Below are 13,796 nucleotides of genomic sequence, written 5' to 3' on the forward strand. Positions count from 1 at the left end.
GGCCCGGCTGCCCGGGCCGTCGCTGCCTCAGTTCCACAAGCCGATTTTTTCCAGCTCTTGCTTGAAGTTTTCGCGGGTGATCAGGGTGACGTCATCCATGGCGGTGTACTTCGGCGGCTCTTTGCCGGCGGTGATCCACTCGTACATCATCTCGGCGGTCTTGTAGCCTTCGATGTGCGGGCTAGGCAGCATCGAACCGAAGAAGCCGCTGTTAGGCTTTTTCAACTCGCCGATGGCGTCGGTGCCGTTGATGCCGATGCCGATCACGTTGCTTGCGGCAAAACCGGCCGCTTCGGTGGCGCGCACGCCGCCGAGCACGGTGTTGTCGTTCATGCCGCCGATGATCAGGTTTTTCGCCGCGCTCGGCAGTTTCACCAGCGCCGAGTTGGTGGCGTCCATGCTGCCCGGTACGTCGAGGGTTTTCAGTGCGGCGAAGAGGATGTGGTCCTCCGGCATGCCGGCCTTCTTCAGGGCATCGACCGAACCGTCGGTGCGCTTCTTGCCGGTGTCGAGTTCGTTGTAGGTGTTGACCACCGCGTAGGTGTCTTTCCAGTCCCAGTTACGCTTCTTCGCTTCGGCAGCCATGGCGGCGCCCTGTTTCTGACCGACTTCGAACGCGGCCATGCCCAGGTACGGCACGTCTTCCATGAACTTGCCATTGGCGTCGACAAAACGGTCGTCGACGGCAATCACTTTCAGGTCGTTGATCTTGGCTTTGGCCATGATGGCCGGGCCGAGGGACACGTCCGGCGGGCAGATCACGAAGCCCTTGGCGCCGTTGGCGGCCAGGCTGTCGATCGCCGAGAGGGTCTTCTCGCCATCCGGCACAGCGATCTTGATCAGTTCAAAGCCTTTGTCCTTGGCAGCTTTTTCGGCAAAAGCCCATTCGGTCTGGAACCACGGTTCTTCGGCCTGCTTGACCAGAAAACCGATCTTCACCGCGTCGGCGGCGAGCAGCGCGCTGCTCAGGCTGAACGCAGTGACCGCCAGGGCAGTGCTGCACAGGGTACGAATCCCGAAACGACGTTTCATCAGATGACTCCTTGTTATTTTTTTGAGCAAGGTTTGAAAAGCGTTGAAGCGTGTTCTTAGTGAAGCTGGTTGAAAATAGTCATATCGTATGATGATTGGATTTCAAGCGTAGTTCAGCGCTGGAAATTCGTTTTATTCAGTCGTGGTACATCACCGAACGACCACCATCGATGGTGATGCACGAAGCGTTGATAAACGGTGCTTCATCACTGGCCAGAAACACTGCGGTCATTGCCACTTCGATCGGCTGGCCGATGCGCTTGGGCGGATGCAGATCAAAGGCGCGCTGCCGCTCGGCGTGGGGATCGGCAAAGCCGTTCCAGTAATCGACGTTCAGCTGCGTTTCGATGTAGCCCGGCGCGATGGCGTTGACGCGAATGCCTTTGGCCGCGTATTCGATGCCGAGTGCGCGGGTCAGGCCGAGCAAGCCATGCTTGGCCACCGGGTACGGAAAGCAGCCGGGAATGATGTGGCTGGAATGAGTCGAGGCGATGTTGATAATGCTGCCGACGCCCTGCTCGATCATCTGCGGCAGCACCGCTTTGCAGCCATACCAGGCGCCGTCCAGATCGATGGCGAAGCAGCGGTGCCAATCCTCTTCGGTCATCTGCAAAGGATCGCGAAACACATTGACCCCGGCGCAGTTGACCAGCACATCGATGCGGCCATGCAGTTCCACCGCGCGTCGGGCCAGGGCGTGCAGATCCTGCTGATTCGACACGTCAGCCTTGAGCGCTTGCACGTCATGGCCCTGATCCCGCCAGTGAGCGGCGACCTGCTCGACCTTGTCGGCCTGGATGTCGCTGATGAGTAATCTGGCTTGCTGCGAGGCGAAGGCGGCGACGATGGCTTCGCCGATGCCCTGAGCGGCCCCGGTCAACAGCACGACCTTGTTTTTCAGGCGCTCGCCTTTCGGCGGGGCCGGCACTGCCGGCAATGTCAGCGCTTCAGCCATGTCTCAAGCCTCCTGCACGCAGGCGCAAAAAAACCGGACATCGGTGGATGTCCGGTTCTGACGGCTCGGAAAAACAGACAGGCAAGCGTCGCCGACGGCATTGAGCCTTGGCGAAAGGCGGATCCCGCTTGCGCGGGCGACAAGAATTCGCTGCATCACTTCACCTGTTTTGTTCTTTTTAAGTGTGAGTGCGTGTTACTGCTGGAGCCGACTATAAACCCGACCGCCAAATAATCTCAATATATAATTTTGCATCCCATATTTTGGGATTTATCCAGCAAAACGCGTACAGAGTTTTCCTGCAACATCAACGCGCATGCTCAGCACCGCACCATCCAGTGGATGGTTCAGCGGACTCTTGGCGCTGGTGACGAACAGGGTTTTCAGATCTTCGCCACCGAACACGCAACTGGTCGGGCGACTGACCGGCAAATCGATTTTGCGATCCACCTTCCCGTCCGGCGTCAGGCGCAACAGGCAACTGCCGTCCCAGCGTGCATTCCACACGTAGCCTTCGGCGTCCATCGCCGAGCCATCGGGGCCGCCATTCTGATCGGACGAGTAAAACACCTGCGGCGTATCGAGACTGCCGTCGGTGCGGATGAAATATCGATTGAGCGTGCTGTCGAGACTTTCACCAAACAGCAGCGTGGTGCCGTCATCGCTCCACAACAAAGTGTTGGGGATGCCCAGACCGAGCAGCAGCGGTGTCACGCGTTGATCGGGATCGATACGGAACAGGCCACCGGAACGGCGCACCAGCGGCAGATCCTCGCCATGCTCGCCGATGTTGTTTTGCATGGTGCCCAACCACAACCGGCCCAAGGCATCGCAACGGGCTTCGTTGGGGCGGTTGCCCGGTTGCGGGTCGGCGACGCAGAACAGCGTCAACCGTGGCTCGAGGCCCGGTGAATCGAGATCCAGTCGATAGACACCGCTGCTCAGCGTGACCAACGCATCTCCGCTGGCGCAGGGAATGAAGGCAGAAATGTGCTCAGGCATCTGCCAGATCTGCACATTCTGACCAATCAGGCGCAATGCTTGTTTGCCAGCGATATCCACCCAGTACAACGCCTGGGTCGGCGCATCCCAGAACGGGCCTTCGCCGAGTTGCGCGCGGTGTTGGGTCAGGGCGGTGCAGGTCATCTGGAATCCTTCAGGTTCTTGTTGTGCGCATTGTAGAAGTGAGCCTGCTCGTGATAGCGGTGGTTCAGTGCCAATGATGTCGTCTGATGCACCGCTATCGCGAGCAGGCTCACTCCTTCAGGGGATCTCGGTGTTCAGCTGGCTTTTCGGTCGGCCATGACTTTCGGGTAAAAACGTTTTATCGCCAGATCGGCGTTGTCGATCAAGGTCATGCATGCCCACACGCCACGGGTCGAATCGCGCGCGGCGATGGCGTCGGCCATGTCTTTATGGATCGGCAAGGTGCGGCGCAGTTCATCCGGGTCGGCAGCGGAGACTTCGAACGACACCGCCAGCAACGCGCCAAGGGCCGGGACCATTTGTTCGATGAACTGATTATGGCTGGCGGCCAGGATGCATTCGTGGAAGGCCTGGTCGGCACGGTTGTAGTCGATGCCGCTGTCGACGGCACGTTCCAGTGCGTTGAAGGCCAGTTGCACCGCTTCGATCTGCTCCGGCGTCGCCCGCTCACAGGCCCAGCGCACCGCCATCGGCTCAATGGTGCGGCGCAAATCCAGCAGGTCATCGACGAAGTTTTCCGGCAAGCCGTTGCGCGATAGCCAACCGACCACTTGCGGATCGAACAGATTCCAGCGCCGGACCGGCAATACCCGCGTGCCAACCTTCGGCCCGACTTCGAGCATGCCTTTGGCGACGAGGGTTTTGATGGCTTCGCGAATCACCGTGCGGCTGACGCCAAGCTGTTCGCCCAGATCCGCCTCGACCTTGATGGTCTGCCCCGGCTTGACCTGACCGGCAGCAATCCAACTGCCCAGCCAGTCAACGGTCGACGCATGAAAGCTGCTGGACATGTACACCTCAAGGCGAATCGCGATGGGTGCCTACGCTAATCATCATACGAATAACAGTCAATCGGATTTTTTCAGCTTGCACAAACCATTGTGGGAGCGAGCCTGCTCGCGAAAGCGTCGTGTCAGTCAACATTGCTAGCGACTGATACAGCGCATTCGCGAGCAGGCTCGCTCCCACGAAGGTGATGTGTTTTAAGGTTCCAGGCCGATGCGGAAGAACTCGCCGCCACTCCACACGCCCAACCAGCGCTGACCATCGATCTCGCGGCTCACCGCCAATTCCACCAACTGGTAAAACACATTGCGGTGAATCAGCGCTTCAAGGTTGCTGCGCACATGCACATAAGGCGCAGGCTCTTGGGTCTCAGGATCGATCTCGACACGGATCGGATGATCCGCTCCCGCCTCGATGGTTTCCTCGACGTTGCTGGTAAAACGCAAAACCTGCGCCTCGCCCTCGCTCTCCACTTCCACCGCAACCGCCACAAACGGCGCGTCATCGACCTTGATCCCGACCTTCTCGACCGGGGTGATCAGGAAGTAATCATCGCCGTCGCGGCGGATGATGGTGGAGAACAGTTTGACCATCGGCTTGCGCCCGATCGGTGTGCCCAGGTAATACCAGGTGCCGTCACGGGCGATGCGCATGTCGATGTCGCCGCAGAAATCCGGGTTCCACAAATGCACCGGTGGCAGGCCTTTGGTCTTGGGGATCTGCCCCAGCAGGTCATTGGCTGTTTGCGGGTCACTCATGGCGTACTCCTTGATTACTGGTCGCCGATCCCCAGCAGGCTGCGTGCGTACTGCGCCAGCGGCGGACCGATGAGGTCTTCGGGTTTGGAGTCATGGAACGTCAGTAAACCGCCACGACTCTTGATCCGTGCAGTATCAATCAAATACTGGGTGCTGGTCTCGATCAACATGATCTGAATCACGCCGCCGTCGATACCGAGGCGATCCACCGCCTCTTGATCCAGCCACTCGTCGGAGTTGCCGATGCGGTCGTCAGCCTTGGCGAAACGTGTGTAGAGCAGGTAATGCGCGCCGGCATCACGGGCTTCGCCCATGGCTTGATCGAGGCCTTCCGGCGCACGGGCGCGGCGGACCATCGGGAAATATTCGACAAAGCCCTTGAAGGCTTCTTCGGCGACCACGTTCGGCCGTGGATAGGAACCACCCGGCGGCGCGAACGCGCCCTGGGCGATGAAGATGAACGAGTCCGGCTGAATGCGGATATTGCTCACCCGGCGGCTGTCGCTGTGGTCCAGAAGCCCCGCATCGCTCATGTGATAGCGAGTGCCTTCGGCCATATCGCTGACATTCATGCAGCCGCCAAGCGCCAAAACGGCCAGCAGCAAAACCAGGCTACGCATCCTATTCCTCCAGAAGCCGGTGTCGGAAAACCGGCGAATGGCCGTTGGATGCAGCTTTTGCGCCAGCTCGGCAAATTCAGTGATAGAGGCATTCGCGAGCAGGCTCGCTCCCACAATTGAAATGCAATCCAAATGTGGGAGCGACGGTGCGACGATTCGACCTGCGCGCGAAGGCGGTTAATCAGCCGCCAATGATCTTCATGACGGTCGCACCACCGGAGAACGCCACCTCCTGCTTGTCACCCAACGCCTTGACCAGCAAACGTTGCAGCGCCGGCAACGCCTGATGACGCGGCTTGTCGAGCAGATCGCCGACATAGTGGCGGTTGCTCGACGACAGGCAGCCATGCAGCCAACCGGTCGACGACAGGCGCAAGCGCGAACAGGTGCGGCAGAACGGCACGCTTTCGTTGGCGATCACCCCGAAATTGCCGCGACCGGGAATCGCATAGCGCACAGCCGTGGCGTCCACCGGTGCGTCGGTCTGGGCGTATTCATAGCGCTCGCCAATCAGGCCGAGCAACTGCTCAAGGCTGACGAACTGCTGCAGGAAGGCATTGGAATCCTTGGCCAGGTGGCCCATGCGCATCAGCTCGATGAAGCGCAGTTCGAAGCCGCGTTCCAGACAGTAATCAAGCAACGGCATGACCTGATCGAGGTTTTGCCCGCGCAACGGCACCATGTTGACCTTGATCTTCATCCCGGCGGCGGCAGCCTGATCCATGCCATCGAGCACGCTGGCCAGATCGCCGCCACGGGCGATGCTGCGAAAAGCAGCGGCATCAAGGGTATCGAGGGAAACGTTGATCCGGCGCAGACCGGCATCGACCAGCAGCGGCAGTTTTTTCGCGAGGAGTTGACCGTTGGTGGTCAGGCTGATGTCGTCGAGGCCCATCTGGCCGACGGCAGTCATGAACGATTCGAGTTTGGGGCTGACCAGTGGCTCGCCGCCGGTGATGCGCAGGCGCTCGATGCCGGCCGCTTCAATCAGGTATTCGACGCCGCGCGCCATGGCTTCGGCCGACAGTTCATCCTGCGCAGCGACCAACCGCTTGCCGTTGGGCACGCAGTAGGTACAGGCGTAATTGCAGGCAGAGGTCAGGCTGATGCGCAGATTGCGAAAACGCCTGCCTTGACGGTCAACGATCATGAAACACTCCGGCGAAAGAAAATCGAGCGAGCAAAACTTGACTGAGAAATCAGGTTTTAGCAAGCCCTATGCCTGAGTATATTCCTGTGCTATTGCGCCATGTTGCGAAAACACGGCGCAATCAGCCCGCTGAATGGCTTATGTGCTCGGCGTTTCCGGGTCGCGCTTGCGCTTGTTGCCCATGCGCACGCCGATGTCCATCAGGAACTGGAAGAAGCCTTCCTGATCTTCCAGCACATTGCTCCAGAATGGCGAGTGATACAGCGCCACCGCGCCGTGCACCAGCGCCCAGGATGCGCAGTAGTGGAAGTACGGCGGCACGTCTTCGAGCTTGCCTTCGCTGATGCGACCCTTGATCAGCAGGGTCAGGCGTTCGAAGTTCGAGGCACGGATCTTGTGCAGCTCCTCGACCATCTCCGGCACCTGATTGCCCTTGACCACTTTCTCTTCGAGGCGGTCGAACAGGCGATAGCGCTGCGGGTCGCGCATGCGGAATTCGAAGTAGGCGCGGGACAGTGCTTCCTTGTCCTTGTCGACATCAGCGGAATGCAGCAGCTCGTTCAGATCGCGCTCGTAGTCGAGCATCAGGCGCAAGTAGATCTCGGCCTTGGATTTGAAGTGCTTGTAGATCGTGCCTTTGCCGATACCCACGGCATCAGCAATCATCTCGACGGTGACACTGTCTTCACCTTGGTCGAGGAACAGCTTGAGCGCGGTATCGAGAATTTCCTGCTCGCGGCGACGAAATTCACGGACCTTACGAGGTTCTTTATGCATAAGAAAAAGGTCTGAAGGGTCAAAATTCGAAGCCGCGTATTATGCCTAACTTGCGCAAAAAAGCACGGTTCATCGACCAAATCTGTGTTTCTTGTTCATTTCGAGAACGATTGGAGTGCAATGAGAACTCAATTGAAGCGAACGTATTCCAAATTTGTTTAAAAATCCCGACCGGCTCACTGGACTGCGCGCCAGACTGATCAATACTTGAACTGTCGGGCGACATCTCCCCCAAGTGTCGCGCCGGTAAAGGTACCAACGGACCGCGTGCCTTTGTTTTACTCCTAATGGTCTTAACCCGGATTCACCCCCAGAACCCGGGTTTTTTTGCCTGCGATTTGACCAGCGGTCACGGGGCAGATTTAACACTCGCCAGCGGGAACAGACGCTTGAAGTTCTCTGTGGTCTGCTCGGCAAAGCGCTCGTAGTTTTCACCGCGCAACATCGCCAGAAATTCCGCGACTTCGCGCACGTATTGCGGCAGGTTCGGCTTGCCGCGATACGGGATCGGCGCCAGGTACGGCGAGTCGGTTTCCACCAGCAGGCGATCGGCCGGCACTTTGCTCGCCACGTCACGCAAGGCGTCGGCATTGCGGAACGTGACGATGCCCGACAGGGAAATGTAATAGCCCATGTCCAGCGCCGCTTTGGCCATGTCCCAGTCTTCAGTGAAGCAATGCAACACACCGGCCTGTGGCAACGCCGCTTCGCGCAGCAGTTCGAGGGTGTCGGCACGGGCGCCACGGGTGTGGATGATCACCGGTTTGCCGGTCTGCTGCGCCGCTTGCAGGTGCAGGCGAAACGATTCCTGCTGCAGCTCGGCGGCCTCCGGCTCGTAGTGATAATCGAGGCCGGTTTCGCCGATCGCCACCACTTTCGGGTGATTGAGTTCGTGCAGCAGCCAGTCCAGCGCTGGCGCCGCGCCCGGCTGCACATCCAGCGGATGCACACCGACCGAACAATCGACATCGTCATAACGTTCAGCGAGGGCTTTGACGTCGGCGGCGTTGTCGGCGCTGACGCCGATGCACAGAAAGTGTCCGACCCCACGCTCGCGGGCCGCAGCGAGTGCGGCATCCAGCGAGCCGTCATGGGCGGCGAGGTCGAGACGATCAAGGTGACAATGGGAATCTACGAGCATAAAAGGGACTGCAACTTACATCGTATGAGTGGGACGGTCGGATTTCAGCGCTCCGGCCAGATGAGTTTCGATGCGACTGCGCGCAGTGTCGTCGCCGTCGTTGAACTGCACGCCGACACCGGCGGCGCGATTGCCTTGTGCACCTTTGGGGGTGATCCAGGCGACTTTGCCGGCGACGGGAATTTTTTCCGCTTCATCCATCAGGTGCAACAGCATGAACACCTCGTCGCCCAACCGGTAGCTTTTGTTGGTCGGGATGAACAGACCACCATTCTTGATGAACGGCATGTAGGCGGCGTAAAGCACCGACTTGTCCTTGATGGTCAGGGACAAGATGCCGTTACGTGGCCCCGGGCTGACAGGCTCAATCATGTTCACCTCCACTGCTGATCTTCAGAGTCTAGGTACACATTCTTATCTTTGACCAGGCAATCCCACCCATTGCACCAACAATGCTTCCAGCAACAGGGCCGGATTGAGGTTGGCCTTGCTCAACACTTTCTGCCGTTGGGCGAGAATCCAGTCCTGAATATCCAGCACTTTGCCCTGCGCACTTTTCTGCGCCAGGTATTGCACAACCTTGCGCATATCGGCCAGGCCGAGGCCCGCTTCGTCCTGAGTCAGTTGATAGCGCAGGATCAGGCTCGACCAGTCGCAGAACCAGTCGAACAGACGCAGCATCGGAATGCTTTTCCACTCTTCCGCCAGTTGCGTCGGCGATTGCTGGCCCTTGAGCAGCTTCTTCACGCCTTCGACCACTTGCGCGCGCTGTTCACGTACACCCTGGGATTGCAGGCTGACCGCCATCAACGGCGAACCGGCGGCCAGCGTCAGCAGTTCGACGCGCTCCTCTTCGGAACATTCCGGCAACGCTTGCTCCAGCCATTGCAGACTCATTGCTTCGCCCGGCAGCGGACAGGCCTGCTGCACGCAACGGCTCTTGATGGTTGGCAACAAACGGCTCGGCTGGTGGCTGACCAATAGCAGAACCGTATCGCCGGACGGTTCTTCAAGACTTTTGAGCAAGGCGTTGGCAGCGTTGATGTTCATCGACTCGACCGGCTCGATCAGCACCACTTTGCGCCCGCCAAGCTGCGCGGTCTGCACGACGAAACTGACCAGATCACGAACCTGATCGACCTTGATCGCCTTGTCCGCCTCTTCCGGCTCCAGAATGTAATTGTCCGGATGACTGCCGGCCTTGAGCAGCAGACAGGATTTGCACTCGCCGCACGCCTCAGGCGCAGGGCGCTGACACAGCAGGCTGGCCATCAAGCGTTCAGCGAGTGCGCGCTTGCCGATCCCGGCCGGACCGTGCAGCAGATACGCATGGGCATGCTGACTGCGTCCGGCCAGTTGCTGCCAGAGACTGTCCTGCCATGGATAGGCCTCAGCCACGGGCCAGCTCCAACAAGTTCGGAATCAGGGTATCCAGCGATTGTTGAACCTTGGCCAGTGGCTGACCGGCATCAATGCGCACATAGCGCGAAGGATCGGCTTCGGCGCGCTTCAGAAACGCATTGCGCACAGCCTCGAAAAAGGCCCGGCCTTCCAATTCGAAACGGTCCAGTCGACCACGGGCACTGGCGCGGGCCAGACCGATTTCCACGGGCAGGTCGAAAATCAAGGTCAGATCGGGCCGCAAGTCGCCCTGCACGAACGTTTCCAGGGTGGCGATGCGTTCCAGCGACAAACCACGACCGCCGCCCTGATAGGCGTACGTCGAATCAGTGAAGCGATCACACAACACCACCGCGCCACGAGCGAGCGCCGGGCGAATCACCTCAGCCAGATGCTGCGCGCGGGCGGCGAACACCAGCAACAGCTCGGCGTCCGGGTGCATCACTTCGTCGGCCGGGGTCAGCAACACGTCGCGAATCCGCTCGGCCAGCGGCGTACCGCCTGGCTCACGGGTAAGCAGCACTTCGATACCGGCGGCGCGCAGGCGCTCGGCGAGGTATTCGCGATTGGTGCTCTTGCCCGCGCCTTCCGGGCCTTCCAGGGTAATAAACAAGCCAGTCACAGGCAGTCCTTCATCAAAGTCATTGCGCGTTCTGTGGTGCAGCGGGGTCCGGTTCTTGGGCTGGCGCCGGATCTTGCGGCGGCGCTTTCGATGGCACTTCGGGCAGCACCTCGGGCGCGGTGTTCGGCGAGGCCGCTGGAATCGCCTCATCGGTGGCCGGCGCGGTTACTGGTGCCGGGCTGGAACGGTAATCGGCACGGCGCTTGAGCTGGTATTCGCGCACCGCGTTGTTGTGTGCATCCAGATCATCGGAAAACACATGGCTGCCATCGCCACGGGCGACGAAATACAGGCTGCTGCCTTCCACCGGATTGAGCGCAGCATGAATCGCTTCGCGCCCGACCATCGCAATCGGCGTCGGCGGCAAGCCGGGAATCACATAAGTGTTATAGGGCGTTGGCTCTTTCAGATGCGCGCGGGTCAGTTTGCCGGTGTAGCGGTCGCCGAGGCCATAAATCACCGTCGGGTCGGTCTGCAACTGCATGCCCAGCGCCATGCGCCGTACGAACACTCCAGCAATCTGCCCGCGCTCCTGCGGAACACCGGTCTCTTTCTCGACCAGCGAGGCCATGATCAGCGCTTGATAAGGTTCGCTGTAAGGCACATCGGCAGAACGCTGCGCCCACTCTTTGGCGAGCACCTCGTCAAGTCGATCAAACGCCTTTTTCAGCAACTCGGCATCGGACATGCCGCGCACGAAGCGATAGGTGTCCGGGAAGAACCGGCCTTCAGGGAACAAGCCTTTGTGTCCAATTTTCGCCATGACGTCGCTGTCGCTCAGACCATTGAGTGTCTGCTCGAGCTTGTCGTCCTTGGCCAGGGCGGCGCGCACCTGATGGAAAGTCCAGCCTTCGACCAGGGTCAGGCTGTACTGAACCACGTCGCCGCGCTTCCACGAATCGATCAGACCGTTGACGGTCATGCCGGGCTGCATGCGGTACTCGCCGCTGTGAATCGGTGTGCCGGCAAGATTGAAGCGCCAGTAGACGCGCAGCCAGAACGCGTCCTTGATGACGCCATCGGTTTCGAGTTCAAGGAAGGTACGGGTCGGGGTAGAGCCTTTCGGCACATCCAGCAGTTGTTCCTGCGGGATGTTCAGGGGCTGTTCCAGCGCCGAATGAATTTTCCAGGCGCTGGCGCCCAACAGCAGCCCTGCCAGAACCAGTCCGGTTTCCAGCAGCAGCAAAAGTTTACGTCTCACGAATCAGGCATCCAGTAGCGCGCGGGCAATGGTTTGCAGTTTACGGGTGAGCGGGCCAACCGGCCAGCTCAGTGCAGCACAGGCGCGTACCGGCCAGACGCCATAAACGCTGTTGCAGACAAACACTTCATCAGCCCATTGCAGCTGTTCGAGGCTGATATCGGCGATTTGCGTGGGGATGGCCAGCGACTCGGCCTGAAACAAAATTTCCGCGCGCATCACCCCAGCGACGCCGCAGCGCTTCAAGTCGGGCGTGATCAAGCCACCGTCGCGCACCAGGAAAACATTGCTGAACACGCCTTCGACGACGCGCCCGGCCTGATCAAGCATCAAGCCTTCGGCATGATCGCTGTCCTGCCATTCGGCGCGGGCGAGCACCTGTTCCAGTCGATTCAAATGTTTCAATCCGGCCAACAACGGCTGCGTAGATAAACGCGTGTTGCAGGGATACAGGCGGATGCCGTGCTCGGCATGGGCAGCGGGATAAGCCGCCGGCGGGTTGCCTTGCAGAATGCGTCGGGCCTGCGCCGCAGGATCGGGCGCATAACCGCGCAAACCGTCGCCACGAGTGAGGATGAGCTTGAGCACGCCCTCGCCCAGCGCTGCCGCATAGCTGAGCAGCTCATGGCGAATCAGCTCGAGATCGGTCGCGATGGCCAGACGCACGCAGCCATCAGCCAGACGCGCCAGGTGCCGATCCAGCAGGACCGGCTGTCCACTGCGCACGGCAATGGTCTCGAACAGACCATCGCCGTAAGCCAGGCCGCGATCTTTCAGCGACAGCGCGTCAGCCGGTTGACCGTCGACCCAGCTGTCCATCAGCCGGCGAACCGACGGAACGCCAAGGTGCCGTTGGTGCCGCCAAAACCGAAGGAGTTGGACAGCACGACATCGATGTCCATGTTGCGCGCGGTGTGCGCGACGAAATCGAGATCGCAGCCTTCGTCCGGCTCATCGAGGTTGATGGTCGGCGGCGCCACCTGGCTGTTGATTGCCAGCACGCTAAAGATCGCCTCAACCGCGCCCGCCGCACCCAACAGGTGGCCGGTCATCGACTTGGTCGAGCTGACCGCCAGCTTGTAGGCGTGATCGCCGAACACCGACTTGATCGCGTTGGCTTCGGCAAGGTCGCCGGCCGGCGTCGAGGTGCCGTGGGCGTTGATGTACTGCACTTGATCGACATTGATCTTCGCGTCGCGCAACGCATTGGTGATGCAGCGCGCGGCACCGGCGCCGTCGGCGGGTGGCGAGGTCATGTGGAACGCATCGCCGCTGGTGCCGAAACCGATCAGCTCGGCGTAGATCGTCGCACCACGGGCCTTGGCGTGTTCGAGCTCTTCGAGAACCAGCGCACCGGCACCGTCGGACAGAACAAAGCCGTCACGGCCCTTGTCCCATGGACGGCTGGCACGGGTCGGCTCGTCGTTGCGCGTCGACAGCGCACGGGATGCGCCGAAGCCGCCCATACCCAGACCGCAGGCGGCCATTTCCGCACCGCCGGCAATCATCACGTCGGCTTCGTCGTACATGATGTTGCGCGCCGCCATGCCGATGCAGTGCGTACCGGTGGTGCATGCGGTGGCGATGGCGTAGTTGGGTCCCTGTGCGCCCAGATGGATCGACAGGAAGCCGGAAATCATATTGATGATCGAGCCAGGCACAAAGAACGGCGAGATCCGACGCGGACCGGTCTCGTGCAGGGTGCGGCTGGTCTCTTCGATGTTGGTCAGACCGCCAATCCCCGAACCCATGGCCACGCCAATGCGTTCACGGTTGGCATCGGTGACTTCCAGACCAGCGTTGCGCACGGCTTGAAAGCCTGCGGCGAGGCCGTACTGAATGAACAGGTCGAGCTTGCGCGCTTCCTTGACCGACAGGTATTCCTCGACATTGAAGCCTTTGACCGAGCCGCCGAAGCGAGTCGAATAGGCAGAAAGGTCGGTGTGTTCGATCAGACCAATGCCACTGCGGCCAGCCAGAATGCCCTGCCAACTGCTCGGCACATCCGTGCCCAGTGGCGACAACATACCCATACCGGTGACTACGACGCGTCTACGCGACACAGCACTCTCCTTTTTCAAATGACGACTTTGCATCAGGCCTAAAGAAAAAACCGCACGCCATGATGGCAGTGCGGTTTTTCCATG

General features: G+C 60.0%; 15 protein-coding genes. All 15 read right to left on the reverse strand.

The window, feature by feature from the left end; all coding sequences use genetic code 11:
- Nucleotides 1-27: 27 nt before the first annotated feature.
- Nucleotides 28-1,032 (reverse strand): substrate-binding domain-containing protein, encoded by a 1,005-nt coding sequence (locus ACZZZ4_RS01200; RefSeq protein ID WP_016770973.1) that lies wholly within the window; start codon nucleotides 1,030-1,032, stop codon nucleotides 28-30.
- Between the two features lie 136 nt (nucleotides 1,033-1,168).
- Nucleotides 1,169-1,987, reverse strand: coding sequence for an SDR family oxidoreductase (locus ACZZZ4_RS01205; protein WP_463547077.1), 819 nt, complete (start codon nucleotides 1,985-1,987; stop codon nucleotides 1,169-1,171).
- A 270-nt stretch (nucleotides 1,988-2,257) separates the two neighbouring features.
- On the reverse strand, nucleotides 2,258-3,133 hold the full coding sequence (locus tag ACZZZ4_RS01210) for an SMP-30/gluconolactonase/LRE family protein (protein WP_463547078.1): 876 nt from the start codon (nucleotides 3,131-3,133) through the stop codon (nucleotides 2,258-2,260).
- A gap of 134 nt (nucleotides 3,134-3,267) precedes the next feature.
- Complete coding sequence (locus ACZZZ4_RS01215) at nucleotides 3,268-3,984, reverse strand: FadR/GntR family transcriptional regulator (protein ID WP_039760144.1); 717 nt, start codon at nucleotides 3,982-3,984, stop codon at nucleotides 3,268-3,270.
- A gap of 192 nt (nucleotides 3,985-4,176) precedes the next feature.
- Entirely contained in the window at nucleotides 4,177-4,737 is a 561-nt protein-coding gene (locus ACZZZ4_RS01220; RefSeq protein ID WP_463547079.1) for a DUF1285 domain-containing protein, read from the reverse strand.
- Nucleotides 4,738-4,751: 14 nt separating this feature from the next.
- Entirely contained in the window at nucleotides 4,752-5,357 is a 606-nt protein-coding gene (locus ACZZZ4_RS01225) for a DUF4823 domain-containing protein (RefSeq protein ID WP_463547080.1), read from the reverse strand.
- 181 nt (nucleotides 5,358-5,538) lie between these two features.
- Nucleotides 5,539-6,507: a GTP 3',8-cyclase MoaA gene (locus ACZZZ4_RS01230; protein WP_076563802.1), complete on the reverse strand. Its 969-nt coding sequence runs from the start codon at nucleotides 6,505-6,507 to the stop codon at nucleotides 5,539-5,541.
- A 138-nt stretch (nucleotides 6,508-6,645) separates the two neighbouring features.
- Nucleotides 6,646-7,284: a TetR/AcrR family transcriptional regulator gene (locus ACZZZ4_RS01235; protein WP_016770981.1), complete on the reverse strand. Its 639-nt coding sequence runs from the start codon at nucleotides 7,282-7,284 to the stop codon at nucleotides 6,646-6,648.
- 349 nt (nucleotides 7,285-7,633) lie between these two features.
- Entirely contained in the window at nucleotides 7,634-8,425 is a 792-nt protein-coding gene (locus tag ACZZZ4_RS01240; protein WP_463538576.1) for a TatD family hydrolase, read from the reverse strand.
- A gap of 15 nt (nucleotides 8,426-8,440) precedes the next feature.
- Entirely contained in the window at nucleotides 8,441-8,797 is a 357-nt protein-coding gene (locus tag ACZZZ4_RS01245; protein ID WP_016770983.1) for a PilZ domain-containing protein, read from the reverse strand.
- A gap of 42 nt (nucleotides 8,798-8,839) precedes the next feature.
- Nucleotides 8,840-9,823, reverse strand: a complete 984-nt coding sequence (locus ACZZZ4_RS01250; RefSeq protein ID WP_463538577.1) for a DNA polymerase III subunit delta' — start codon at nucleotides 9,821-9,823, stop codon at nucleotides 8,840-8,842.
- Nucleotides 9,816-10,448 (reverse strand): dTMP kinase, encoded by a 633-nt coding sequence (gene tmk, locus ACZZZ4_RS01255; protein WP_039760153.1) that lies wholly within the window; start codon nucleotides 10,446-10,448, stop codon nucleotides 9,816-9,818. Before tmk ends, ACZZZ4_RS01250 begins: the two co-directional genes overlap by 8 nt.
- Before the next feature lie 19 nt (nucleotides 10,449-10,467).
- The gene (mltG, locus tag ACZZZ4_RS01260; protein WP_463547081.1) at nucleotides 10,468-11,649 is read right to left on the reverse strand and encodes an endolytic transglycosylase MltG; all 1,182 of its coding nucleotides are present in this window, start codon (nucleotides 11,647-11,649) and stop codon (nucleotides 10,468-10,470) included.
- 3 nt (nucleotides 11,650-11,652) lie between these two features.
- The gene (gene pabC / locus ACZZZ4_RS01265; RefSeq protein WP_463547082.1) at nucleotides 11,653-12,468 is read right to left on the reverse strand and encodes an aminodeoxychorismate lyase; all 816 of its coding nucleotides are present in this window, start codon (nucleotides 12,466-12,468) and stop codon (nucleotides 11,653-11,655) included.
- The gene (fabF, locus tag ACZZZ4_RS01270) at nucleotides 12,468-13,712 is read right to left on the reverse strand and encodes a beta-ketoacyl-ACP synthase II (RefSeq protein WP_038860467.1); all 1,245 of its coding nucleotides are present in this window, start codon (nucleotides 13,710-13,712) and stop codon (nucleotides 12,468-12,470) included. Before fabF ends, pabC begins: the two co-directional genes overlap by 1 nt.
- Between the last annotated feature and the right edge of the window lie 84 nt (nucleotides 13,713-13,796).

The sequence above is a fragment of the Pseudomonas sp. AC252 genome (assembly GCF_979258105.1).